The sequence below is a fragment of the Actinoplanes sp. NPDC051411 genome, from assembly GCF_040682075.1.
Lineage (GTDB): Bacteria > Actinomycetota > Actinomycetes > Mycobacteriales > Micromonosporaceae > Actinoplanes.
In genome coordinates this window covers 1-26268 of sequence record NZ_JBFBAD010000044.1, presented here as the reverse complement: position 1 = coordinate 26268, position 26268 = coordinate 1, and the positions used below count along the sequence as shown (strand labels likewise).

14 protein-coding genes and 1 riboswitch are annotated in these 26268 nt (G+C 70.7%); of the genes, 8 read left to right on the top strand and 6 right to left on the bottom strand.

The features are described 5' to 3' along the window. The first annotated feature begins 85 nt into the window (after window positions 1-85). Entirely contained in the window at window positions 86-14062 is a 13977-nt protein-coding gene (locus tag AB0M88_RS24180; RefSeq protein ID WP_364105814.1) for a hypothetical protein, read from the top strand. Here AB0M88_RS24180 and AB0M88_RS24175 read toward each other — a convergent pair. Further along, window positions 14059-14580, bottom strand: a complete 522-nt coding sequence (locus AB0M88_RS24175) for a sigma-70 family RNA polymerase sigma factor (RefSeq protein WP_364105916.1) — start codon at window positions 14578-14580, stop codon at window positions 14059-14061. The genes AB0M88_RS24180 and AB0M88_RS24175 overlap by 4 nt on opposite strands. A gap of 65 nt (window positions 14581-14645) precedes the next feature. After that, window positions 14646-17171 carry a right-handed parallel beta-helix repeat-containing protein gene (locus tag AB0M88_RS24170; RefSeq protein WP_364105812.1) on the bottom strand — a complete coding sequence of 842 codons (2526 nt, stop codon included), beginning with the start codon at window positions 17169-17171 and terminating at the stop codon, window positions 14646-14648. A gap of 148 nt (window positions 17172-17319) precedes the next feature. Here AB0M88_RS24170 and AB0M88_RS24165 point away from each other — a divergent pair, with 148 nt between their 5' ends. Next, window positions 17320-17943 (top strand): class I SAM-dependent methyltransferase, encoded by a 624-nt coding sequence (locus AB0M88_RS24165; RefSeq protein WP_364105810.1) that lies wholly within the window; start codon window positions 17320-17322, stop codon window positions 17941-17943. A gap of 16 nt (window positions 17944-17959) precedes the next feature. On the opposite strand, the gene AB0M88_RS24160 is transcribed toward AB0M88_RS24165, so the two are convergent. Then, the gene (locus AB0M88_RS24160) at window positions 17960-18313 is read right to left on the bottom strand and encodes a hypothetical protein (protein WP_364105808.1); all 354 of its coding nucleotides are present in this window, start codon (window positions 18311-18313) and stop codon (window positions 17960-17962) included. Window positions 18314-18322: 9 nt separating this feature from the next. Then, a complete protein-coding gene (locus AB0M88_RS24155; protein WP_364105806.1) occupies window positions 18323-19195 on the bottom strand; it encodes a LysR family transcriptional regulator in 873 nt (290 codons plus the stop codon). 91 nt (window positions 19196-19286) lie between these two features. On the opposite strand from AB0M88_RS24155, the gene AB0M88_RS24150 reads away from it, so the two are divergent. After that, window positions 19287-19634: a nuclear transport factor 2 family protein gene (locus tag AB0M88_RS24150; protein ID WP_364105914.1), complete on the top strand. Its 348-nt coding sequence runs from the start codon at window positions 19287-19289 to the stop codon at window positions 19632-19634. A gap of 802 nt (window positions 19635-20436) precedes the next feature. Here the strand turns inward: AB0M88_RS24150 and AB0M88_RS24145 are convergent. Next, window positions 20437-21111 (bottom strand): transglycosylase family protein, encoded by a 675-nt coding sequence (locus AB0M88_RS24145; protein ID WP_364105804.1) that lies wholly within the window; start codon window positions 21109-21111, stop codon window positions 20437-20439. 6 nt (window positions 21112-21117) lie between these two features. Then, window positions 21118-21258: riboswitch (cyclic di-AMP (ydaO/yuaA leader) on the bottom strand. 227 nt (window positions 21259-21485) lie between these two features. On the opposite strand from AB0M88_RS24145, the gene AB0M88_RS24140 reads away from it, so the two are divergent. Beyond that, a complete protein-coding gene (locus tag AB0M88_RS24140; protein WP_364105802.1) occupies window positions 21486-22724 on the top strand; it encodes a saccharopine dehydrogenase NADP-binding domain-containing protein in 1239 nt (412 codons plus the stop codon). 144 nt (window positions 22725-22868) lie between these two features. Here the strand turns inward: AB0M88_RS24140 and AB0M88_RS24135 are convergent, their stop codons facing one another. Further along, the gene (locus tag AB0M88_RS24135; protein WP_364105800.1) at window positions 22869-23513 is read right to left on the bottom strand and encodes a TetR/AcrR family transcriptional regulator; all 645 of its coding nucleotides are present in this window, start codon (window positions 23511-23513) and stop codon (window positions 22869-22871) included. A gap of 199 nt (window positions 23514-23712) precedes the next feature. On the opposite strand from AB0M88_RS24135, the gene AB0M88_RS24130 reads away from it, so the two are divergent. From AB0M88_RS24130 to AB0M88_RS24115, 4 genes are all read left to right on the top strand, one after another. Continuing rightward, entirely contained in the window at window positions 23713-24321 is a 609-nt protein-coding gene (locus AB0M88_RS24130; RefSeq protein WP_364105798.1) for a GNAT family N-acetyltransferase, read from the top strand. Window positions 24322-24339: 18 nt separating this feature from the next. Beyond that, window positions 24340-25428 carry a crosslink repair DNA glycosylase YcaQ family protein gene (locus AB0M88_RS24125; RefSeq protein WP_364105796.1) on the top strand — a complete coding sequence of 363 codons (1089 nt, stop codon included), beginning with the start codon at window positions 24340-24342 and terminating at the stop codon, window positions 25426-25428. 10 nt (window positions 25429-25438) lie between these two features. Next, on the top strand, window positions 25439-25666 hold the full coding sequence (locus AB0M88_RS24120) for a hypothetical protein (protein ID WP_364105794.1): 228 nt from the start codon (window positions 25439-25441) through the stop codon (window positions 25664-25666). Window positions 25667-25856: 190 nt separating this feature from the next. After that, window positions 25857-26138, top strand: coding sequence for a DUF3040 domain-containing protein (locus tag AB0M88_RS24115; RefSeq protein ID WP_364105792.1), 282 nt, complete (start codon window positions 25857-25859; stop codon window positions 26136-26138). Window positions 26139-26268: the final 130 nt, after the last annotated feature.

The following is a 26268-nucleotide window of genomic DNA, read 5'->3' as shown; positions in this document are numbered from 1 at the left end:
GACGCATCGGACCCTCCCGACGGTTCATGAACCGTCTTCACCGTCGCGTGCGTCAGACAGTCGGAACACGACGGTGGGAGGCACGGTGGCACGTCCGAGTGACTGGTCGGCCCTGAAGCTCGACGGCGACCCGACCCCGGGCGACCCGGACATCCTGCTCAGCGTGGCCGACTACATGGACAACATGGCCACCAACGCCCAGACCGCCGACTCCGGGTTGTCGCAGGTGGTGGCCAAGAGCGGCGACGGCGCGTTCGTCGGCAAGACCGCGGACTGGCTGCGCAAGCAGGTCACCACCGAGATGCAGGGCTTCGTGGCCGGGGTCAAGCAGGCGTTCACCGCCGCCGGCCCGGCGATCCGTACGTACGTGACCGCGCTGCGGGAGGCGCAGTCCAAAGCGGACACCGCGTTGAACCAGGCCGGCGGCGCCGACGAGCAGCGGGTCACCACGCTGCAGGGCGACGCGAAGTCGGCCGGCGAGGACCTGAAGGGCGCGGCGAGCACGCTCCAGACGGCGATCCACGACGCCGCCTCGTACATCAAGTCGCCGAAGACGCCGAAGTCGGCGTGCGACATCTTCTGGGAGATCTTCGGCTGGATCGTGCTGGTCATCTCGGTCATCGCGATCTTCGTCGGGGGTCCGCTCGGCCTGATCGCGTTCGGCCTCGGCGCGGTCATGGCGATCAAGACGATCGTCGACTTCGCCGAGGGCAAGACCAACCTGCTCGGACTGGTGCTCGGCCTGCTCTCGGTGCTCGGACCGAGCACCCGGCCACTGATCTCGCTCAGCAGCCTGACCAAGCTGGCCGGCGCGGCGTGGAAGAACATCGTCAAGTTCGCGAAGTCGGGCGCGACGACCATCACCCGGGGGCTGGCCGACTTCTGGACGATCGCCCACAACTTCAGCTTCGGGCAGGTCTTCGCCAACATCGGCGACATCAGCGTGGTGGTGGCCAACTCGGTCAAGATCGGCCTGCTGAGCATCCCGAAGTTCGTCACGTCGCTCGACAACCTGGCCGTGCACGGGTTCGTCACGCTGAAGAACTTCGTGGTGCAGGACGTTCCGCGGGCGCTGGCGGTGACCTTTCCGGGCGCGCTCAACCGGGCCTTCACGACGATCAAGGGAACCGACTTCTCGGGCCTGGCCCATGTGGCGGTCACCCAGATCAAGACCCTGGCGGCGAACGAGTTCGGCGGATGGAAGGCGCTGCGCCTGTTCACCCCGCTGGCCGCCGACGAGATCGGCAAGTTCGGCGTGCTCGGCGCGTTCAAGGTCGGCGTCCTCGGCCGCGGACTCAACATCTCGGAATTCAGCAAGCTGGGCGCGCTGGGCACCGGCGCCCGGCTGGTCGAGGGCCTCACCCACGTCAACGTCATCCACCCCGGCGGTACGCCCCACGTCGGCGGCGGGAACGCGCTCAACTTCAGCCCGAGCGGCCTGCACCTGCCCGACCTGACCGAGCACGCGATGACGAACGTGCACACGCCGAACATGAGCCTGTCCGCCACCGGCGTCGACTTCTCCGGCATCAGCACCGTCGGGGCGCACGACCTGGCCGGCCTCAACCACCTGAACACGGCGAACGCGCTGCACCTGGGCGGCTTCGACCTCAGCGCACCGGGCAGGACGGACGTCGGCAACCTCGGCGCGGTCGACCACCTGAACCTCCCGGCGATGGGCGGGCTCGGGGCGGTCCCGATGCCGAACATGCACATGGGCAACCTGGGCGCCGGCCTCAACAAGTTCACGAACGGCATCGACGGGCTGCCGGGCTTCGGCGGCGCCGAGATGCGAGCCCTCAACACCGGCGACGTCAGCGCGATGCGGATCTCGGACACCGGGGTCTCGTTCAACCTGGGCCTGCCGGAGACGGCGTTCCATGCCCACGGCGCGGACCTGGGCAGCCCGGTCCACCTGAACGCCGGCCATGTCGACACCAAGGCGCTCGGTGCCTTGCACACCGGCAACCTCGGCTCGGTGCACGGCGGCGACCTGGGCAAGCTCGACCTGACCGGGCCGCCCGCCCGCCAGCTCTCGGTCGACCGGGCGATGAACCTGCTCGCCCACCCGAAGGCCGCACTCGACCACGACGTGGTCAACCTGTCCCACCAGTCGCCGCGGCCCGACGAGGCCGGCTTCGTCTCGCCCGCCCAGGCCAACCACCTGCACGCGCTCGACCAGCTGCGGCGGGCCCACGACTCGCTCGGCAACGCCTCCGGCGACGCGCTGGCGGTGGCCCGCGCCCAGAAGGACATCCGGGTCGCCGAGTCGCTGGTCAAGCGCACCGCCGAGGGCCTGAAGATCGAGCACCTCGACCCGGCCCATCTCGACGACGCGCACCTTCAGCAGCGGCTGGACGACCTGCGCGGCCCCGGCCACCCGAGCGATCCCGACCTGGCCGGCGCCGAGCTGCAGCTGAAGACGCTGGCCGCCAACACCCACACCGATCCGGCACACCTCGAGCTCAACCTGCCCTCGGTGCCGGCCCACCACCCCGGAACCAGCGTCGACGAGCTCGGCGCCCGCCTCGACGCCCTGCGTGGCGCCGACCACCGGCCCCACCTGAGCGCGCTCGACCACGGGCCCGGCGGGAGCACCCACACCACGCACCTCACGGCCGCCGACTTCCCGACGCCGCCCTCGCTCTCACCGGCCGACGCGATCGCCCGCTCGACCGCCCACGAGCGGCTCACCCACCTCGAAGGCCGGCTCTCGGACGCGCGAGCCGAGGAGCCGCCGCACACCCCCGAGCCGGCGGCGGACCACCTCACCGACGCACAGCTGCGGACCCGGCTCGACGCGCTGCGCGGCGACCACGCGATGCCGCACGCGCCGACCGGGGACCCGGTGCGTGCGCCGGGTGCGCACGAGCTTTCCGTACGCCTCGACCAGCTCACCCACGACGCCCGCCAGGCCCACCTGCCCGGTGACGAGGTCGAGCGGCTGACCACGGACGCCCGGACCGCGCTGACCGACGGCCGCCTGGGCGACGCCGCCGAGCACCTGAACGCGCTGCACAGCCGGATCGACGCGCACAACCTCGACATCCGGCTCGAGTCGTTCCGGTCGCATGTGGACGGCGGCCACGGGCGGGCGGCCCAGCTCGGCATGGGCAAGGTCGAGTGGCTGGAACACGCGGCCGGCATCGAGCGGGCGGCCTCGCTCGGCCACGCCGACGACCTCCAACACCTGCTCAACGCGTACGAGAACGCGCTGGCCGGCTACATCGTCACCCAGCGGCTGCACGACCTGCCGCACCCGCCCGAGCACTTGCCGGAAGCGTCCGAGGCCGGCGAGTTCGACGACCTGGAGGCGCGGCTCTCGGCGCTGCGGGACGGGCACGACGGGCCGCCGGTCGAGGACCACGGGCCGCACTTCGACGGGGGCGACGACGCGCCGCCGCCCGAGCTGCCGACCGTGCCGGCCCACGATCCGGGCGAGGCGTTGCTGGGGGAGCGGTTCACCGCGCTGCGCGACGGCCACAACGAGCTGCTCGGCATGAGCGAGGGTGAGCGGGCGCGGTGGCAGCAGGAGTTCGCGCTGGCCGCCGACCTGAACGCGGACGCCGACGTGCTCGGCCGCTACACCGAGCGGATCCGGTCACTGGAGCGCGACGGAAAGCTCGGCGAGCTGCGCGACGGCACCGGCGACCTGCCGGCCGGCGAGCACGAGACGTGGCAGGACGCGTTCGGCGCGGCGGGCGGTGACCAGGCCACGATCGACCGGATCCTCGACAACTACATGGCCCGGCTCGACCAGTACCGCGAACATCGCGGCGCCCAGATCAGCCAGGCGATGTCGTCGGCCGACCACATCACGCCGCTCGACACCCGGCTCGACCGGAGCCTGTCGAGCCTGTCCGAGGACCTGCGCGACGCCAACGCGGCCGAGTTCACCAGCCTCTCGGACAAGCTGGCGGCCCTGCGCGGCGCGGACGACCGGCCGCCGCTCGACCACGCCCCCGGGTTCACCCACACCGATACCCCGCCGTCGTTCCCGGCGACCCCGCACGACCTTCCGACCACGCCGAAGGACCCGGGCGCCGACCTCCCGTCCTTCCCCGAGCCACCGCGCGATCTGCCCGCTGGCCCCAAGGCCGAGCCCAAAGTGGACGCTCCGAAGGCCGGGCAGCCGAAGATCGTCGGCGATCAGTCGGCCGAGATGGTCAGGCCGCCGGCCGAGCATGTCGGCGACGACCTGGTGCCACCCCGCGAACTGCTCGGCGGAGCCACGAGAACACCGGATCCCGGCCGGACCGTCGACGTCGACACCGACCGGTGGACCGCGCTGCGGGAGCCGTTCCGGTTCGAGAAGGCGGCCGGCGACCACCCGTTCACGGTCAGCCGGCCGGTCGGCGGCGGCGAGCGGATCGCCGTCCGCTACCAGCTCACCGCGACCGACCAGGAGCTGACCTTCACGCTGAAGGTGCACCTCGACGCCGACGCCACGGTCGCCCCGCACGAGCTGGCCGACCTCAAGGCGGCCACCCACGACGGCGTGCGGCGGTTCGTCAACGACCCCGCGCCCCGGCTGCCCGGCCACGACCAGCCGATCCGGGTCGCGGTCGAGTTCGTCGACGACCCGGCCCTCGCTCACACGAGCGTCCACGTCGGCCACGGTGTCGACGGCATGAACCAGGGTGCGTGGAAGGTCGGCGCGACCCCGGGCGCCTACGCCCACGAGGTCGTGCACTACCTGGGGGCCCAGGATGGGCTTTTGCGGGACGATGCTCTGCTCCGGCCGGTCGAGCCGACCGGTACGACGGCCCACGACCTCATGGGTCCACAGGCGCACGACGAGGCGTACGAAATAAGCCCGGCCGCCCTCGGCCAGATAGCCGAAGTCCTGGCCCCGCATTTCTCTGGTTCTCTGGGGAGCAGGGCGAGCGAAGCGCTGGTGACGCACCCGCCCGAGAACCTCTGGGAATCGCTCCTCGACGTCGCGCCGAACGTGCGCTTCGAGACCACTCTCGACGCCATCGCCGAAGAGGCGGAGGAGATCCCGCTCGTCCCGCTGGGGAACAAGGCGGTCCCGGCCGAGCCGAAGATCGAGCCGCCGAAGGGCGGCCTTCCCGGCTTCTATGCGAAGCGGCCGGAGCTGCTCTACGAGGTCGACTCGATCGGCGACCTGGACCGGCTCGTCACCGACATCGACGCCGGCGTCAACGCGGCCGTCCACGCCCGCCTCGACGAGAGCTGGCGCGGCAAGGTCCCGCTGTTCGCCGGCAAGGCCGTCGACACCTCGCACATCGCCGAGGCGCTGCGCACCGACAAGCAGTCGTTCTTCGCCTCCGGCGGACGCAGCTTCGACGTCGAGGACGGCACCGGCGCCTGGCACCGGGTGACCATCCGCCCGGACTGGAAGCCCGAGGACACGAAGTTCCTCAGCCAGGCCGACGACAAGGCCAAATTCGACACCCGGGCCGACTTCTCGCAGGGCACGCGCGAGTCGGTCACCACCGGCGGAACCGGAGCCCTCGGCGCCAACGTCACCATCCCGCAGCGCATCGGCCCGGGCGGTGGGTTCGGCGGCGAGATGGCCCTCTCGCGGCCGATCGAATCGGCCGAGGAGACCGTACGCCTCACCGACTCCCACAACGTCCGCAGCGGCGGTCCCTCGCACCTCGTCGACACCCCGGTGAAGTTCCACATCACGGCCGAGGACGCGCGCGCCGGCATCGGCCAGGGCATCAGTAAGACCGCCACCCCGGTCGACACCGACGTCGCCTTCCGTTCGGTCGACGACATCGCCAAGGCGACCGGCGCCGGGAACGTCACCCCGGTCCATCTCGACGAGCAGGCGATGGCCGAGATCGTCGAGCACTTCACCCCGGTACGCATCCTGCGCGCCGGCCTCGACCTCGACGACGGCACAGTTCCCGCCCACACCTGGCAGCAGGTGTCCGAGCAGATCCTGGTCAAGCTGAACCCCAGCAAGACGGTCGATCCGGGTTCACTCGGGGCCGGCAACGCGCGCGACCTGTTCTCCGAGTCGTCGGTCATCTCGCACCTGATCCCGGCCCTCGACGGCCCGGTCCACCCGCCGGTGATCAGCAGCGCGCACAACGCTCACGCGCTCTCGCTCCAACTCGAGGCGACGATGCCCGAGTTCAGCGTGCTTGCCAAGATCGACAAGACGTCGTTCCGCTGGCAGCCCGGCATCGGCTCGGCCACCAAGGTGCAGCAGACCTCGCGCACCGGCGGCGCGCTGTCGGTCATCCCGATCCGCTGGGCGTTCGGGCCGGGCTATGCCCAATTGCGACTGTCGGGCGGATTCTTCCGGTCGCTGACCGCCTCGCATTCGTCGGCGAGCGCGTCCCGGATCGGCACCGAGTTCAAGGACATCAAGAACGTCGGGGTCGAGGCGCACATCCGGCTGAAGGTGACGCCGGCCGTTCGCGAGGTGCCGGGCAGCCGCTTGTGGTCCGACGGCCGGGTTCCCGTGATGGACGTCGACCTGGTCGTGTTCGGGCGTCTTCCACTCACCAAGGCGATCGAGCTGGCGGGCGGCGTAAGGACGCTCACCCCGTCGCCGAAGACCTGGTTCGTGCCGCCCTACGCCAAGACCGGCGGCCGCTCGGTCACCTACGGCCTGACCGACTTCGGCCAGTTGCAGTCCGAGGTGATCGAGCTGATCCGGCGGTTCGAGGGCGGCTTCCTGCCCAAGTTCGCCGACCAGACCCGGGTGACCCGGATGGGCAGCAGCCGGACCGCGATCGAGCGGGCCCGCAACCAGAGTGCCCTCGACCGCGTGATCACCCCGGCCGGCCTGCGCCAGGGCCAGCCGGCGCTGCTCAAGTGGGGCCTGATCGCCGAGCTGACCCGCACCAAGAAGATCGGCACGCGGCACGTCGTCGTGCACGTGACCGGCCGCTACGTGAACGACTTCGACCACCTGGGCCAGGAGAAGGGGCAGGCGGTCCGCAACGTCCGCTCGGACGGAACGCAAACGAAGATCGTGGCCGCCGGGCAGTGGCGCGGCAACGTGACCCTCGAGGGCGGCGGCGTCTTCCGGTTCAGCGACGACCACGTCTCGGCCGCGCTCTCGCCGTACGGCGCGGTCGAATATCGTGGGCGCTTCGGCAAGCAGGGCGGCTCCCAGCTGACCGGCAACGAGGTACGCCTCAACGGCGGCACCCCCGACTCCCAGGTCTTCGGCAACCAGCTCGAGATCACCGTGCACGTGTACTCGTACACCAAGCGGCCGGGCCTCCAGCCGAAGTCGCGGGTCGGGATGGGCCAGATCGTTTCGCCGCGCCCGGCCCGGCCGTCGGCCACCCATGCCCCGGCGCCGGCCACCGAGGTGGTCGGGGAACTCACCCGCTACCGGCTCACCGAGTCCAAACCCGTACGCGTCCTCTACGACAACAGCACCGTGCTGCCCCACCAGCTCACGCAGGAGCCGGTCTTCACCCCTCGTCCGGACGCGCTCGGGGTCAGCCGCCGCACCCAGCTCGATGTCAATGCCCTGCGCGACTGGGTCGACGCCGGGGACAAGCTTCCGGTGCACGACTGGCTCTCGATCGAGGCGATGCCGGGCAACAGGTTCATCCTCGACCTGGCCCGCGACGCGCTGACCGCGGCCCAGAAGTACGCCGACGACGTGTTCTCCCACACCAGGATCGGTGGCCAGTACGGCATCGACGGGCTGGAGGAGGGCAAGTCGCTCTGGATCGGCCTGATCGGGCGGCTCAACGACATCGACGAGGTCGGCCAGCTCCGGGCGATGCTCAACGACCAGTGGACCGTCGACAAGCTGATGAGCAACGAGGACGGCGCCCAGGTCGACCTGGCCGTCTCGGTCTCGCTGAGCAAGCCCGAGCTGCTCCCGGCGCACGGTCACATCACGGTCGAGAACGCGTCGATCGGCGGCGTCGAGGTGGACGGCGCGAAGAGCACCGAGCACCAGATCGTCGGCCGGGTCAACGGATCGGCCAACATCCGCAAGCCGGGCACGACCGGCAGCACGCACGGTGGCGGCGGGGTCCTGCAGGGCGGGGTCGAGAAGATCGCGTACGCCAGGACGGAGCGCAAAAGCGAGAGCCTGTCCGGCGCCATCGAGCGCAACGCCAACAACCGCAAGGGCAAGACCCGGGCGTACGTCGTGAAGTTCGACATGCGGGTGACCGTGGCGGCCGAGATCACCACCGATCCGGACCGGTTCGCGATCATCCCGCAGGCCCTGCGCAGCGGCGACTGGCTGCACCACTTCAAGTCGATCCAGCGCGACGGCACCATCACCAACGCCGTCTATCTGCGGCTCGAGGCCGACGTGGTCGAGAAGCTGGGGCTGCTGCCCAAGCTCGACGCCGACCCGGGCACGATCGCCAAGCCGTGGTTCCCGTCGGTCAGCACGTCGCTGCGGCTGGCCCCCGGCCACGGTCCCGGCCTGGGCCTCTACGCGTTCCGCGAGACGCCCGACCTGATCGCGCCGGCCCGAAAGGCCTTGGCGTCCACCAGGATCGCTGATTCGATCAACGGCCGCGGACTGGCCGACCCGATGCTGAATCGGCGCCGGCTGCTCTACCTGTTCACGCCGCTCGGGGTGAAGCAGCACTGGCCGTCCATGGTCGACGGTGGCGTCTCGGTGCTGCACCTGAAGCCGGGCCGGATGACCCAGCACGCCCGCGACGTACGCCTGATCGCGGAACCGGCCGGCGAGCCGGTGTTCAAGGGTTTCGTGGCCAGCCACGACGACCTCGACATCAAGACCACGCTGGTGCAGGACACCGGCACGACCGTGCAGCGCACCCACGGCTCGTCGGTGTTCGGCACGGCCAGCGGCACCGGCGTCTCCAACCACCACGGCGAGAACCTGGCGATGGGCGTCGGGGACAGCGTCGGCGCCTCCTCGCACACCGCCAACTCGCAGGCCAGCGGCCTCACCACCGTACACACCAACATGAGCTCGGGCCGCGGCGTGAAGGCCCGGATGACGTTCCCGGCCAAGTTCTCGCTGATGGTGTTCGACCGGGGCAAGCCGGTCGGCGAGCCGCTGCTGGTCGTGCACGACGTGGTCGAGCAGGACCGGTGGGCCGACGACCTGCGGCTGCCCCGCGATCCGGCCGAGGAGGTCAAGGCGCCTGCCCCCTATGAGATCGCTCAGCCGGGCGAGCTCGGCCCGGGCTGGACCACCTCGAACGGCCTGCCGATCCCGCCCCGGTTCTCGGCCGAGGACATGACCCAGATCGCGCACCTTCAGAAGACGGTCGAGAAGCTGCTCACCGGCGCGGCCAAGCGACTGGCCAAGCCGGGTTACGCCGGCGCGCACACCATCCACCAGGGCCTCACCCCGGCGATCCTGCTGCCCGGCGTCGGCCAGATGATCACCAAGGACGGCCTCGACCTGCCGAAAGCGGTCAGCGCCCAGATCTTCGGGCAGAGCGCCAAGGTCAACATCAAGCTGGTGCCCGAGGCGGCCTCGCTCGGCGGGGTGAGCTCGGGCGTGTTCCGTGAGCACGCCCCGCTGACCACCTCGGGCTACAGCGCGGGCACCAACCAGATCGTCCAGTCGCTGCGCACCCCGCGGATCCCGCTGGTCGGCCGCGGCTACGCCGACGACGCCTATCAGGCCCTGGAACAGGGCGGCCCGGGCATCTCGGCCGGCGACTCGCAGGTCGCGACCGAGAGCGGCAGCGGGTCGACCGGCGTGCTCGGCAACACCAAGCCGGAGAGCCGGTCGGCCGCGATCGACTACCTCAGCCGGGTCGAGATCACCATCCAGCTCGACAAGACCTTCGGCAAGACGAAGTTCGTGAGCAGCGCGTCGCCGGACGACATCTCGGTGGTCACGCTGCGGATGGGCCTGCACGACTCCCGGACCGCGCTCGGCCTGTCCTCGGACGCGAGCAAGGGCGCCTTCGAGACGCTGGTCGCCCACGAGAAGAACCTGGCGACAGCGGCGGACGAGTTCGTGGCGGCGGCCGAGAAACTCGACGCGACCCGGTTCGACGCGTACCGGGATCCCGGGGGTGCCAAGGAGCAGGAGATTCCGGGGCTCGTCGCGGCGTGGGAGACGGCCGGCGAGAAGTGGTGGGCGCTCGAGCAGCAGCAGTACAAGCTGCTCGACCAGTTCCGTCACGACTACCTCGGGGTCGCCTCGGCCTCGGCCACCGACGTGCGGATGACCGAACTCGCCCAGCACATCCAAGGCCCGGCCGACAAGGCCACCCCCATGCTGCCGGTCGCCGTGCCGCGGGACGGCAACTGCCAGCTCTACTCGATGGTCGCGAGCAACCCCTCGCTCATCGGCGACCGGCTCGCCACGGCCGGCCTCGGCTCGCCCGAACTGCACGCCTGGCTCAAGAACTCGGGCCAGGTGCGCAGCCAGATCGGCGAGATGGTGCGCCGGCCCGGCCCGGTGCCGGCCGGATCCGAGCTCGCTCAGGCCGCGGGCCACCTGCGCACGCTGGTCCACCGCAACCTCCACGACGGCGGCGCGGCGTCGGTGCCGCTCGCCGCGATCAACGCGTTCCGGCACAACAACCTCGGACTCATGCGCACCGAGGTCGAAGGGCTGAGCCGGGAGCAGCTGATCGAGCGGGTCACCGGCGAGGTGCACCCCGATGCGAGCCTGGGCGAGCTGTACGACCGCGCGATGGACCACTACGTCGACCCGGCTCGGCCGCTCGACGACATGGAATACGCGCAGATCATGGACGCGGTCGAGAACTGGCCGACGGCCTGGGCGGGCAACGCCGGGGAGACGTTCCTGCCGCTGCTCGCGCACGGGCTCGACGCCCGGATCGACGTACACCAGCCGCGGTTCGACCCGCTCACGCTGGGCCGCGACGACGCGCCGCTCATCCAGGTGCACCGCGACGGCGACCACTACGACGGAGCCACCGCGAAATCCCGCGCCGCGGTCCCCGTTTCGGCGGCCAGGCCGGTGAACAAACTCAAGAAGAAGGTCTCGGTCCCGGTCCCGGCCACGCCGGGCGCGGTGCCCGGCGGTCTGATCCACAACGTGCCCGGGGAGGGTCGCTGCCAGCTCTACTCGGTGCTCGGCAGCGCCCCCGACCGCGTGCGGGCACGCCTCGACGCGAGCACCGGCCTGCACGACTGGCTGGGCAACCCGCGGCGCATCCAGAGCGACCTGGAAACGTGGCGCGGCAACGGCATCCGCAACGACGACGGGCTCGTACCGACCCAGACCGACCTCGGTCACGCCGCCGAACAACTGCGCAACCTCGCCGAGAACCACCTGCAGACCCTCGGCCGCGAACACGTGCCGACGCAGGTCGTGCGGCAATACCGCAACCACGCGATCATGGCGGGGGTCCGGGACGAGATCGACGGAATGTCGCGCGCCGCTCTGCTCGCGCGCCTCGACGCGTACGGCGTGACCCGTGCCGAAACCGGTCAGCTGCTCCCGCTGTCGCAGTTGCGCGAGGCGTACCAGACCACCCGCACCGCCGAACTGGTCGCGAGCGGCAGGTCGGCGAACTCGGCCTCGATCCGTGCGACCCGCGAGATCAAGCTCAACGCCCACGGCGGCCTGCACGACGACGCGCTGTCGATGCGGCAGATGTTCGACTACCTGGCCAAGCGCGGCGTCCACTTCGAACTCGCGAAACTCGACGACGCGACCCTGCGGGACGTGACCGCGCACCACTACCTGGACGCGAACCGGGCCCTCGACCGGAACGAGTTCGACGGCCTGGTGCGCGCGGTCGCCGACTGGGAGAACGCGTACGGCACACCGCTCGGCGAGGCGTTCCTGCCGCTGCTCGCGGACACCCTGGACGTGCAGTTCCGGGTGCACCAGACGGGCATCGCGCCCGCCCTGGCCGGACGCGAGGGTGCCGACGTCGTCGACATCTTCCGCTCGGGCGACCACTACATGGCGGTCTCGCCCGCGGTTCGCCCCGCCGGGCCCGCCCCGTTCGCGACGCTCAAGAACCTGTCGCGCAGCGTGCTCCACAAACTGTCGAAGCCGTTCACTCCGCGCCCCGACGGTTCACTCGCCTTCGCCAAGCGTCTCCGCCGCTGGAACCAGCTCAAGAACCTCGGCTCCTCGCATGCCCCGCGGGTCGACCGCTTCCAGACCTTCGCCGACCGGCACGGCCTCGCCATCTACGTACGCCCGGCCGACCCGGCCGGCATCCGCTGGAGGGACGGCCTCGCTGTTCCCCGGCCTCAGTCGATCAGAGCCGAGACGATCAACAAGCTCGACGTGCAGCTCGGCGCGAGCGAGCACACGATCGGCCTGGCCGGGCTGATGCGCCCGGCCGGCGCCCCGGACCACGGCCTGCTCGGCGCGACCGCGCTGACGTTGCCGAAGGACGCGAGTCCCGCTCTGCGGGCCCGTTACGACCAGCGGGTGGCCGAGTTCAACCGGCTCGCCCCGGAGATCGCCGAACAGGTGCGCACCGGGCAGATCGGCCTGCACAACGGCATCCTCGGCCTCCGCGACGCCGACGACGTGTTCGCACCGGTCACCGGTGACCACGCCGTCTTCGACGTGCGGAAGGCCCCCGCTTCGTCGGAACGCGGTGCGGCGGCCACCCAGGATCTCGATCACGACTACGGCCCGGCGGTCTACCCCAAGAAGGTCAAACCCTTCGAACTCTCACCGCCGCAGCCGCACGACGCCAAAGGCGTCAAGGGCGACGCCCTTCAAACCCAGGCCGTGCGCGTCAACCCCGCCCTGATGAAGCTCGCCGACTTCGACGAACTCCTGTGGGCGGGCCGGCCCGAGGCCCACTGGCACTACGTGGTCGCGCCGGACGGCCAGATCTGGATCGGCAGCGAGGAACTGCTGACCGCGGTCTCCGAGCGCCAGATCGCCGACCTGTTCACCGCGATGAGCGCCAAGGACCCGACGCTCACCATCGAGCAGCTCAGGGCCGCCATCAATGAGCAGGGCCACCCGACGATCGGCGCCCGCTTCACCGACGACGGCACCGCCTGGGCCGGCCCGGCCCGCATCAGCGGCGAACTGAGTCGCGACGACAAGGGCGTCTGGACGGTCAACGACAAGTCCGGCCGCTACATGTCCGACAAGGTCCGCCCCGGCATCCAGCCGCCGGACGTGAAACGCTGGCTCACCAACGTGGCCGCCCGCATGTCCGACCACTTCGGCACCGAAGTCCGCCCCCAGCCCTACAAACACAGCGACCCGCCCCCGCCGCAGGATCCCCCGCCCCCACCGCCCGCGCCCAAGGACGATTCGCAGCTCCCTCCGCCACCCCCGCCCGGCCGGCCGCCGGCGCCCCCGGCCCTCCCGGAGTCCGTGCTCAACCTGCTCGCCGACACCACCGAGGGCGCGCCGCCCGAGCCGTTCTCGCACCTGCGCGAGCCGGCCGAGTTCGACCGCGGCATGACCAATCTGCTCTCGCACTCCCGCGAGCCGGCCGAGGCCGACCGCGGGCCCGCCGACCTCGACGTCGAATACGGACCGGCGGTCTATCCGAAGAAGGTCAAGCCGTTCGAGCTGTCGCCGCCCCAGCCCCACGACGCCAAGGGGGTAAAGGGCGACGCCCTGCCGACGCAGGAGGTGCGGATCAACCCGGCGCTCATGCCGCTCTCCGGCTTCCACGACTTCGTCTGGGCCGGACGCCCGGACGCCCACTGGCACTACGTCGTCGACCCCGGCGGGCAGATCTGGATCGGCAGCGAGGAGCTGCTGACCGCGGTCTCCGACCGGCAGATCGGCGAGCTGTTCACGGCCATGTACGCCAAGGATCCGACCCTGACCGTCGAGCAGCTGAAGGCGAGCATCAACGAGCAGGGCCACCCGACGATCGGCGCCCGCTTCACCGACGACGGCACCGCCTGGGCCGGCCCGGCCCGCATCAGCGGCGAACTCAGCCGCGACCCCGGCACCGGAGTGTGGACGGTCAACGACAAGTCGGGCCGGTACATGTCGGACAAGGTCCGTCCGGGCGTGCAGCCGGCCGACGTGAAGCGCTGGCTCACCAACGTCGCCGAGAAGATGTCCGAGCAGTTGGGCGAGGAGGTGCGGCCACTGCCGTACAAGCACGGCGCGCAGCCCCCGCCCGTACCGGAGGAACCGCAAGCGGCCCTGCCGCCCGATGTCCTCGCTCTTTTGAAGTTTTAGCCGGTGACGCCGATGTCGCCGAGCACGCGGCGCAGTTCCCGGGTGCCGTAGAAGGCGCGGGACTTCACCGTCCCCGCCGGCACGCCGAGCGAGTGCGCGACCTCGGCGTGCGTACGGTCCTCGCAGTGCACCAGCACGAGGATCTCCCGTTGGGCCGGTGACAGCCGCCGCAGCGCGCCGATCAGCACCGTGCGGTCGAGGGCCGCGTCGTAGTGCTCGTCGTCGGGTGCCGGGAACGTCGCCAGGTCCTCGTCGACCTCGGTCGGCCGGGCCGCGTGCCGGCGGGCCCAGTCGATGGCGACGTTGCGGGCGACCCGGGAGAGCCAGGCCTGCGGGGAGCGGGTCGCGGCCAACGTGGTGATGTGCCGCCAGCCGCGCAGCAGGGTTTCCTGCACGATGTCGTCGGCGCGGTGCGGGTCGCCCGGCACCAGCTGGCGCACGTAGCGCCGCAGCAGCGGGGTGCTCTCGGGCACCAGCACGTCCTCGAACCAGGCGGTGAGTTCCCGCGGCACGCCCATCACAGCCAGGACGCTATGTTCGATTAGACGGCAAAGCGAGGAAAAAACCCTTATTTCATAGGCTGTTAACCGCCGACCGGGATGTCCAATGCGGTCAATTCCAGCAGGTCGTCAGTGGACGGATCGGTCAGATCGGCCACCCGCTGGGCCTGGTGTTCGGTCATCCGCTGGAACAGCTGCCGCGCGGCACGCCCGTTGCCGAAACCGTGGCCGTGATCAAGCGTCGCGAAGTGGGCGTGCAGCGCCTCCCGGGCGTCGGGCGCCAGCCGGTATTCGTGCTGCCGGCACTGGGTCTCGACGATCTCGGTGAGCTCGTCCGGCCCGTAGTCCTCGAAGGTCAGCGTGCGCGAGAACCGGGACGCCAGACCGGGATTGGAGGCGACGAACCGGCCCATCTCGAGCGGGTATCCGGCCACGATCACCACCACGTCGTCGCGGTGGTCCTCCATCAGTTTGACCAGCGTGGCGATCGCCTCGTGACCGAAGTCCTGCGGGTTGCCCGGCGGCACCAGCGAATAGGCCTCGTCGATGAACAGCACCCCGCCCAGCGCCTTGCGGAAGATCCCCTGGGTGCGCGGGGCGGTGTGCCCGACGTATTCGCCGACCATCGCCGTACGGTCGGCCTCGACCAGGTGGCCGCGTTCGAGCATGCCCAGCGCGGTCAGCAACTTGCCGTAGAGCCGGGCCACGGTGGTCTTTCCGGTGCCCGGGTTGCCGGCGAAGACGAGGTGCCGGCTCAGCGGCGGCGCGGCCAGGCCGGCGTCCTGCCGGCGGCGCACGGTCTGCATGAGCTTAACCTGGGCCTGCACGTCCTGCTTGACCCGGTCGAGGCCGACGAGCGCGTTCAGTTCGGCGAGCAACTCCGGGAGGTCGGCCTCCTGTTCGGCCGCCGTGCCGCCACCGCCTTCCGGGGCGGGCGCGGCCGAGCCGGGCAACAGCGAATTCGGTACGTCCGTGAGCGTGATGTCCTCGAAGGTCGGATCCGCGTCGTCGTCCAGGGCCACGTCGACCTCGGTGTCCCGGATCCGGCAGCGCACCAGCTTCGGGGTCGCCTTCGATCCGACGTGGACAGCCGGGAACGCGCTGGCCGTGAAGACGCAGTCGGTGAACGTGCCGCCGCCGCCCTCACCGACGAAGAGCGCGTTCTTGCCGCCCTCCGTGCACGAGCTCTCCTGCACGTCCGGGGTCGCGCCGGTCCACACCACGATGCCCGAGCCGGCCGCGCCGGTCACCGAGCACTTGGTCACCGAGCCGCCGCTGTCCTTCTCGAAGACGATGCCGGCGGTGCCGGTGCGCTCGACCCGGCAGTCGCTCATCTCGGCCGTGGCACCGGTGCCGATCTGCACCCCGGCCCGCTCGCTGGCGCTGACCACGCACTCGGTGAGCTTCACCGGCCGGTCCGAGCCGTGCAGCACGCCGTTGCGGTTGCCGTCGAGCACCGTGCCGGTCGCCTGGGCCGAGGCATGGTCCTCGAGGCTGATCCCGGCCAGAGCGCACCCACGGACCCGGCCGCCGGTCAGTTCGGCGGTCGCCTCGCCGATCAGGTGCAGCCCGTGCTCGGCCGACGGCCCGATCCACAGGTGGGTCGCGGTCAGCCGCGCCGAGCCGCCGGCGTGCACCGCGCTGTACGCCGAGTCGCCGACCGCGGTGTCGCTCAGCGTGGCCGTGGCCCGCTCGGACACGAAGATCCCGTTACCGCCCGCGTGCCGTACCGACCCGCCGGTGACCCGGACCGTCGCCTCGCCGCGCGCGACCACACCGGTCGTCGCGGCCCGGTCGATCCCGGTGCCGGACAGTGTCACCTCGGCCCGGTCGGTCGCGACCGCGCCCGCCCCGGCCCCGTCGGCGATCCGGCACCCGACCAGGTCGACCCGGGCCGACCCGCTCGCCAGCACACCGTCGGCGCCGCTCCGCTCGATCGCCGCCTCGCGGACGGTCACCTCGGCGGTCTCCTCGGCCAGCACGCCGTGCCGCCCGGGGGCGGTCAGCCCGCCGCGCGCGATCTCGACCCGGGCGTTGCCGCGGGCCCGCAGGCCCGAGCCGCTGACCCCGCTGACCCAACAGTCCTCAATCGACACGCGGGCCGATCCGCCGGCCACCACGCCGATCCCGTCCACGCCGTTGACCAGGCAGCTCGTCATCCGGACCACGCTGTCACCGAGCGCGTACAGTCCGGCCAGCCGCCCGCCGGTGAACCGGCAGTCGCGCAGCTCGGGTGCGGCCCCGCCGGAGACCTCGACCCGTCCGTCCCGGAACTCGCAACCCACGATCTCGGGGCTGCCCCCGGTCACCGACAGCACCGCCTCGCCCGGGTCGCCCCCGGTCAACACCAGGTCGGCGAGGGTGGCGGCGGCAGTCAGCCGCACCGGCACGCGCCCGATCAGCCAGACCGTGCCCCGGCCCAACTCGGCGACGAGCCGGACCTCGCGGTCGATGACCAGGTCTTCGCGGTAGACGCCGGGGGAGAGCAGCACGGTCTGTCCGGGCGCCGCCGACCGCAACGCGGCCTCGATGCTCTGCGTGGCGTTGCGCTCGCCGGGAGCCACTCGGATGGTTTCGGTGACTCCACCGCTTCGCCGTGCCGCCCGCATTCACCGCTCCTCGCCGCTTACGCCACGAGAACCTTGCGGTGCCCGGACCAACGGCGTCGAGATTTCCGGTGAACCGGGGCGGAACACGGAGCGGTCGACGTCGATGGTGCCGCTCTGATGTCATGGAGGGCCGACCGGGAGGTGCCCGATGGAAGTCGAAGACCCGACCATCAGATCGCGTCGCTACTGGGACGAGGTCGCCCCGCGCTACGACCGGGCGATGCGATTCTTGGAGCGCTTCCAGTTTCGGGGCGGCCGGGAATGGGTGTGCTCGCGGGCCCGGGGCGACGTTCTCGAGGTCGCCGTCGGCACCGGCCTCAACCTCGCTCTCTATCCGCCCGAAGCGCGCCTGACCGGCGTCGACCTGAGCCCGGAAATGCTCGCCTGGGCCCGTTCCCGGTCGGCCGCGCTCGGCCGCGCGATCGAACTGAAAGAGGCCGACGTGGAGGCGCTTCCGTTCGACGACGGCGCTTTCGACACCGTCGTGTGCACGTTGGCCATGTGCGCGGTGCCCGACGAGCGGACCGCCCTTCTCGAGATGTGCCGGGTGCTTCGGCCGGGCGGCCTCCTGCTTCTGCTCGACCACATCGGCAGCAACTGGTGGCCGATCTGGGCGGGTCAGCGGCTGCTGGAGATTTACACGATTCCCCACGGCGGCGAGCACATGACGCGGCGCCCGCGCCCGATCGTCGAGGGGGCCGGGCTGCTCATCGAGGAATCGGAACGGCTCAAGGCCGGCACGGTCGAACGGATAGCCGCCAGGAAACGGTGAGGAGGCCGCCTGGGCCCTAGGAAACGGTGAGGAATTCGCCCAGGAAGCGGGCCTCGTCGCGCAATTGAGCCGCCCGGTCGGCATGCCCGGCGCGCTCGTAATCGACGGCGGCCTCCTCGCGGGAATCGACCTCGTCCTGCACGATCCGCGCGATGTCGCCGGCGGAGAGGACGCGCCGCTCGGCCTCGGCGGCCCCGACCCCGAGTGGCGACTGCTCGATCGCGAGGGCCTTCGTTTCCGCCGGCACCACGGCTTCGGCGTTGTCGATCGCGGCCAGCGTGGATCGCAGCACGCCGACGGCGACCCGGTCGCGGGCTTTCATCGCGACGGGCAGGGCTTTCCGGAGTTGTTCACGAAGCGGGACGGCCACGCCCGGAGACTAGCCGAACGCTGCTTTCAAATGTGGCAGCAGCGCTTGAAGCGCGGCGCTGACCCGCGGACGCCAGACCAACGCGAGCACGGCCGGAACGGGGACTCCGGTGATCGGCACCGCTTTCAGATCTGGAAAGCTGGCGGCCATCGACTCGCTCAGGACCGCGACGCCGAAACCGCGGGCGGCGAGACTCGCGACGGCGCCGGGCGCCGACGCGGCGAGCGCCAGATCGGGCATAAAACCCTGGGAGATAAAGGCTTCGTCGAAAACGGCCCGGATGCCGGTGCCTTCCGGCAGGGTGACGATCGGGTACGCGGTGAGCTCCTCCACGGTTATCGCGTCCCGGCCGGCCAGTTCCGAATCGGGCGGCACCAATACGATCAGGCCTTCGCGGGCGATGACGTGGGAAGCCAGATGCTCCGGAACATCACCGGCCAGCCCGACCAGCGCGATGTCATGCAATGAGGTCCGCACACCGGCCACCAACTGGTCGGAATTGTCCTCGGCGAGCTCCAGTTCGATCGCCGGATGCTCGCGGTGAAACGCGGCCAGCGCGGCGAACAGCGGCTTCACCTCACAGCCGATGACCATGCCGACCGTCAGGTGGCCGCGCACCAGCCCCTGCACCTGGTCGACGGTCTGCCGGAGGCCGGCCACGGCGTCGAGCGCGGCCTTCGCGTACGGCAAAGCCTCGCGTCCCGCCTCGGTGAGGCGGGCGGTGCGCCCGGACCGGTCGAAGAGCTCCGCCCCGAGTTCCCTTTCCAGGGCCCTGACCTGCGCACTAACGCCGGACTGGCTGATGTGCACGCGGGCCGCGGCGCGGGTGAAGTTGGCCTCGTCGGCGACCGCGGCGAAGTATTGGAGCTGGCGCAGTTCCATAACTGGGGATTCTAGTTACGACAACAACCATCTGTTGGACTACTGGCTCGCGCCCCGGCAGGGTGGGGCCATGAGCGAACACGAGAAGGCAATGACGCCCGAAGACCTGACCCGCCTGTTCGTCGAGCGGGCCAACGCCAAAGATGCGGAGGGCCTGGCTCGGCTCTATGAAGAAGACGCGGTCATGGCCTATCCGCCCGGCCGCCAGACCGTCGGCCGCTCCGCGATCGAAAAGCTGTGGGCCGAGCTGCTCCCCAAGATGCCGCAGTTCACGCCCGAGCAGCCGCTGCCCACGCTGATCAGCGGCGACCTGGCGCTGACCTCGACGCCACCCCGCGACGGCGCGGGCGCCCGCGCCCAGGTGGTGCGCCGCCAGCCCGACGGCTCGTGGCTGCGGGTGCTCGATCAGCCCGAGTTCGTCACACCGGCGTCGCGCTGATCGCTTCTCGAGTCGTCCAGTGCGTGGTGGCGCAGCGTGCGGTTGTGGCGAGCCTGGTTGCGTAATGCGCGGTGGTGCCGGGCCGGTGGTGCCGGGCGTGATTGGGCCGGGCGTGATTGGGCCGGGCGTGATTGGGCCGGGCGTGATTGGGCCGAGCGTGATTGGGCTGAGCGCGGTTGGGCTGAGCGTGACTGGGCCGAGCGCGGTTGGGCCGAGCGCGGTTGGGCCGAGCGCGGTTGGGCCGAGCGCGGTTGGTACTGCGCGGTGGTGCCGAGCGCGGTTGGGTCGGGCGTGATTGGGCCGAGCGAGTCGGGCAGTGCGGGTCGGGCAGTGCGCGGTCGGGCCGAGCGAGGTTGGGCAGTGCGCGGTGGCGCTGAACGTGGTTGTGCCGAGGGTGAGTTTGGCCGAGCGCGGTCGCGAAAGGCGTGGCGCCCAGGCCGGCGATCTCGCGAAGGCTTGATCGTTGGCCTGGGAGCCGGCGTCGGCGCTTAGCGCGACACGACGATGTGCTGCTGTGGTGGTGCCGATCGGGGGGAATGGCACCACCACAGCGCACTCGCCACCGTGGCCTCTGTGGACATGGGATCACCCGGGGGCATGGCTTGACCCATGGCTCACCGTGCTTCGCACGGAACGGGGCCGGAGTGGCTGATCACCGGGGATGGGGCACCCGGGGGTTGGTGCGGTGGAATTTTCTAGCTCACAGCGGGCCGGCTCAAGGTGGGCCGGCTCACACCGGGCTGGCTCAAGGCGGGCCAGCTCAAAGTCGCCAGCTCAGAGCGGGCAGCTCAGAGCGGGCAGCTCAGAGCGCGATCCGCTGACCGGGGAAGATCAGGTTCGGGTCGCTGATGATGCCGGTGTTGAGCGAGGCCAGGGCGTGCCAGCCGCCCTTGACCTGGTAGCGCGTCGCGATGGCCGACAGGGTGTCGCCCGAACGCACCACATAGGTCTTGCCGGTCGCCTTGACCGACGCCGACCGCACGACCCGGCTGGTGGTGGTCGCCTTGTGGTGGGTGGTCCTCGACGACTTGTGGGTCACCGACTTCGAGGTGTGGCTCGCCTTGTGGGTCGCCTTGTGACTCGACTTGCTGCTGTGCGAACCGCTGGTGTTGCTGCCCGAGTAGTGCTTGGTCGAGCCGCCCTTCCTGCCGCACACGGGCCAGGCACCGATGCCCTGGCCGCGCAGAACCTTCTCGGCGATCGCGATCTGCTCGGACCGGCTCGCCTTGTTGGCCGTGCTGGCATACTTCGTGCCGCCGTACGCCTTCCAGGTGCCCTTGGTGAACTGCAGGCCACCGTAGAAGCCGTTGCCCGTGTTGATGCTCCAGTTGCCACCGGACTCGCACTGCGCGATCGCGTCCCAGTTCACACTGGACGCCTGCGCCGCGGAGGCCGGGCCGAGCAGGGCGGCTGTGCCCGCCACGCCCGCGGCGGTGAGGCCGAGGGCAATTCGGGCATGCTTACGGATCTGTGCCATGACAGAGAAACCTCCACGCCTGCGAGGTGAGCTGTCGGGTTCGGGCTGAGGTGCCCGGCCGCGCATGGCGGCTTCACCCCGAGGCGCGCAGCAGCGCGCCGAGGAACTTTTGGGTCCCCCGCTCCATGCCTTGGGTTAAGTTCCGTCGGGCGGCGGCAAGGACTCGGCGTTCCGCCCACGGTGTCCACGTTGGCGGACCGACCGAACCTAGCCGGGCCGATTCGGCGATCGCCAAGGTCTAGTGACGTTGTTCTCAGTAATTGCCCTATTTGATCTTTCTTTAGGACGAGTATGACCGATATGCGACGCGATTAAATTACTGGTCGGTAACCATCCGCTCCGTGGCCCCCTGGTCTGATGCAGAATCGGCAACCATGACCCAGCCCACACGCGAGTACGACGTCGTCGTCTACGGCGCGACCGGTTTCGCCGGCGCCCTCGTCGCCCGCCACCTGGCCGCGCACGCCCCCGCCGGCGCTCGTCTCGCGCTGGCCGGCCGCTCCGAGACGAAGCTCACTCGAATTCGGGCCGAGTTGGGCGTCGACTGGCCGATCGTGGTCGCCGACGCCTCCGACGAACCCGCTCTGGCCCGGCTCGCCGCCTCCACCCGGGTGGTCGTCACGACGGTCGGGCCGTACCTGAAATATGGCCGCGCCCTCGTCGCGGCCTGCGCCGCCGCGGGCACCGACTACGCCGACCTGACCGGTGAGGTGCTCTTCGTCCGCGACAGCATCGACGCCAACCACGACCTGGCCCGCCGCACCGGCGCCCGCATCGTGCACGCCTGCGGCTTCGACTCGATTCCCTCCGACATCGGCGTCCACGTCCTCGACCGGCAGGTCAAGGCCGACCAGGCGGGCGATCTGACCACCACCACCCTGGTCGTGACCAGCCTCCGCGGCGGCATGAGCGGTGGCACCATCGGCACCATCCGCAACCAGGCGGAGGAGCTGAAGAAGGACCGCGCGCGGCGCCGCATCGCGGCGAGTCCCTATTCGCTGAGCCCCGACCGCGCCGCGGAGCCCGACCTGGGCCGCCAGTCCGACATGCTCACCGTGCCCGGCGCGGAGGTCGATCCGTCCCTGCGCGGCAGCCTCGCCCCGTTCTTCATGGCCTCGTTCAACACCCGGATCGTGCGCCGCTCGAATGCCCTGCGGGGCTGGTCGTACGGCCGTGCGTTCCGCTACCGCGAGACGATGAGCGTCGGCACTTCCCCGCTTTCGCCGCTGCTGGCCGGGGCTTTGAAGCTGGGCCTCGGCGCCGCCATGGTCGGCCTGGCCGTGACGCCGCCGGCCATCCTCGACCGGATCCTGCCCGATCCGGGCACCGGCCCGAGCGAACGCACCCGCGCGTCGGGCCACTTCACGGTCGACGTCTTCACCGTCACGACGACGGGCGTGCGCTACCGGTCCCGGGTCCGGGCCCAGGGCGATCCCGGTTACGCCGCGACCGCGGTCATGCTGGGCGAGTCGGCGCTGGCGCTGGCCTTCGACCGAGACGCGCTGCCGCCGTCCGAGGGCGGAGTGCTGACCCCGGCCACCGCGATGGGCGATGCGCTGGTCGACCGCTTGCGCGGAGCCGGCCTGACCATAACCGCCACCCGCGCCGGCTGACCGAGCGTCGGCTGACCGAGCGCCGGCTGACCGAGCGGGTGCCCGCCCGCCGGACAAGGCCGGAGTCCCGTTTTCCCGGCCTTGTCCGGAACACAGGCGTACCTGATCAACGTGAGACTGCCCGACGAGTGCGCGCGTCAAACGTCAGCGGGCGAGCAGGTGGCCGGCGATCCACGTCAGGTGCTCGGCCAGTTCGTCCGGGTCCTCGGCCATGCCGCGGGAGATCCAGTCGATGATGACCTCGCTGATCCCGGCGATCAGGGCCAGCAGCGTGCGCTCCAGCCGCCGCTTGTCGGTCGTCGTCCCGACGAACCGGTTGACCAGCGGCGCGAAGTGCTGGGCGTCCTCCCGCAGTACGCCTCGGCGGCGGGTCTCCATCCGCGGCGCGTTGACGTAGATCACCCGGGCCCGTTCCGGATCTTCGACCAGCTTGGCGATCAGTGTCCGCATCATCGGCCGCAGGAATTCCTCGGCCGTCGCCGCCTGGCGTGGGGCCGCGCCCGCGACCTGGGCGAGCAGCCAGTGGTTCTGCTCGCGGTGCACGATCAGCAGCAGATCTTCCCGGTCGGTGAAGTGCTCGTAGAAGTAGCGCTTGGAGACCCTCGCCCCCGCGCAGACGTCGGCGACCGTGACCTGCTCATAGTCGCGGGTGCCGAACAGGTGGACCGCCGCCGTCACGATCCGCGTCCGCCGGTCGCTGGCGCGTTCCTGCCGGGATCGGCCGCCGTAGTTCTCGCCGCGACGCGCTGGACCGCCTCGGCGCGGCGCAACCGCCGTCCGCTCTTCCACGCCCCCACCGTAGGCCCTCCGCGTCGACTACTCATAAGCAGCGCCGAAAAGCCCAGGTGATCAAGCCTCTCGACGGTCCACGTTGGTCTGTTCGATCGGCCCGCCTTGCTGCCTCTACGCCCCCACTGTCCCGCACGCAACACCTTCACAACCCTCTCGCTACTGGCCGGAACCACCCCTTTACCGGCACGATTCACTGGTGACCGCGAGCCGCCTTCCCTACCCGCTCACTCTGACGGGAGGCGGCATCGTCCTGCGCGAGTGGCGTTCGGACGACCTCGACGACCTGGTCGTGATGCTCGACGACCCCGACATCGCCCGCTGGACGCCGATGCCGTCACCGTTCGACGTCGAGGCCGGCATCGCCTATCTCAAACGCGCCTACCAGGGCCGCACCACCGGCCAGCGCATCCAGCTCGCGATCACCACCAACGGCAACCTGCCCCTCGGCGAGGTCCTGCTCTTCGGCGTCGACCTCGGCCTCAAGGAGGCCGAGCTCGGCTATCTGGTCGGTGCGCCGCATCGGCGCCGGGGGCTCGCGGCGGGTGCGTTGTCACTGCTTTCGGCGTACGCCCAAGGCACGCTGAAGTTGTCCCGCCTCCTTCTGCGGATCGATCCGGGTAATTTCGGGAGCACCGCCGTGGCCCGTCACTGCGGTTTCCGCCTGACCGGTGAGCCGCCGATCCTGCAGGAGGGCCCGTACGGTCCGACCAGCCTGGACACCTGGGAACTGGTCGAGGGCCGGGCCGGCTCCCGGATGGAACGGCTGAGAAATGTCGCAGCCCGGCGGTACGGTCGTCGCACCTAGTTTTCGAGAGGTGGCTCGATGGCCGACCGCGCCCAGGTGATGGCATTCCGCGTGGCCGCGCACGGCCTGGCCAAGCGTGGCCGGGCCAAGCCGGCCGACCTCGACGTGCTCGATCTCGGCGTGCAGGAATACATGCCGGGTTCCCTCCAGGTCGCCCTGGCCGCGCGCACCACGGCCGACTTCGACGACGACCGGCTGCTCATGGTCTGGGCGGCCCGCGGCGCCCCGCACCTGCATCGTCGCCGTGACCTTCCGGCCCTGGTCCAGCAGCTGTGGCCGCTCACCGACGCCGACGCGGCCGCCCGCATCAAGAGCGGTCAGATGCCCGACGCGGGCAAGCTCGGCATCGAGGCGTTCCGGGTCACCGCGGCCGCGTTCCGCGAGGTGCTGACCCGTTCGATGGCCCGGGGCGAGGTGAGCACCCAGGTCAGCAAGCGGGTGCCCAGACAGCTGACCTATGAGTGCCGTTCCTGCAAGGCCCGGCACATCGGCGGCAACATCTGGCAGGTGGCCGGCCTGGCCGGCGGTGTCGAGGTCGAGTCCCGCGGCCGCGAGGCGACGCTCGGCCCGATCCCCGGCGCCCCCCCGATCCCTTCCGCAAACGAGGGCATGGCCGACCTCATCGCGACATACCTGCGGTTTCTCGGCCCCGCCACCCCGGCCGAGGTGGCGAAATATGTGGGCACCACGACCGCCGAGATCAAGCGGGTCTGGCCCGCCGACCTGGCCGAGGTCACCGTCGACGGCAAGAAGGGCTGGTTGCCGGCGTCCGCGGTCAAGAAGTTCGAGTCGCCCCCGACTCCGGAGAGCGTCCGCCTCCTCCCCGGCATGGATCCTCTTCTCCAGGCCCGTGACCGCGATCTGCTGGTGCCCGGCCGCGACCGGCAGAAGGAGGTCTGGCGCATCCTCGGCAACCCGGGCGTCGTCCTGGCCGACGGCGAGATCGTCGGCGTGTGGCGGGCCAAGCTGGTGGCCCGCAAGCGCGTCGACCTGACGGTGACCCCGTTCGGCCCGCTGACCCCACCCCAGCGCGCCGACATCGAGGAGGAGTCCATGCACGTGGCCCGCGCCCGCGGTGTTCCGTCCGCCACCGTCACCTTCGAATAGGCTGTCCGGCATGACTCAGGTGCTCGGAGTGCTGGCCGTTGCGGTCGGCCTGGTCATCGTGCTCGCGCCGTTCGTGCTGCTGGCCCGGCGTTTGCGGCGTGGCGGTTCCGGCGCCCGGCTGATGGGCCCGCTCGACGAGATCTACAACGTGGGCGCGCTCAAGACTCGGCAGCAACAGCAGGTGCAGGAATATCTCGCGGCCCCGCGCCGGTCGGCCGACGATCGTTTTCGCTCTTGACAGATCACCGGAGAAGTTGACCGTCGATAACTCGGAATTTTCGGCCTTATCCGGCAAAGGCGGCGATTCGTCCTCAGGTTGGAGTCTCTTCAGGTATCGCTCAGGCAACGCGCGAGTAACAATGGCATTGATCGGGGTGGTCATGTTCCCGGTCAGGTGCGTGGCCCGCGGCCGGAGCGGAGGTGGCGACATGCTGAGCAGGGAAGACAGCCGTCGACTGGCAGAACTGGAGCGCCAGTTAAGGCGCGACGATCCCGAATTCTGCGCCCGGCTGGAGGGCGCCCAGCCCCTGGCCCCGGCCCACCGCAAACGCTTCCCGATCACCCTGATCCTGACCGCCGTCGTCCTCTGGGCCACCGCGATCACCCTGGGCATCCTCACCTGGTGGAGCCCGGCCGCGATCACCGGAGCCTGCGCCGTCACCGTCTCCACCGCCGTCATCCTCCGAACCCGCCGCGTCCCCAAAGGCTGAAGTCGCCCAGAGAAGTCGCACCGAGAAGTCGCACCGAGAAGTCGCCCAGAGAAGCGGGGGCGGGGGGGGGGGGGGGCCGGGGGGCGGTGGGGTGGGTGTGTGTGGCGGTCGCCCGGGGGCCCCCCCGCGG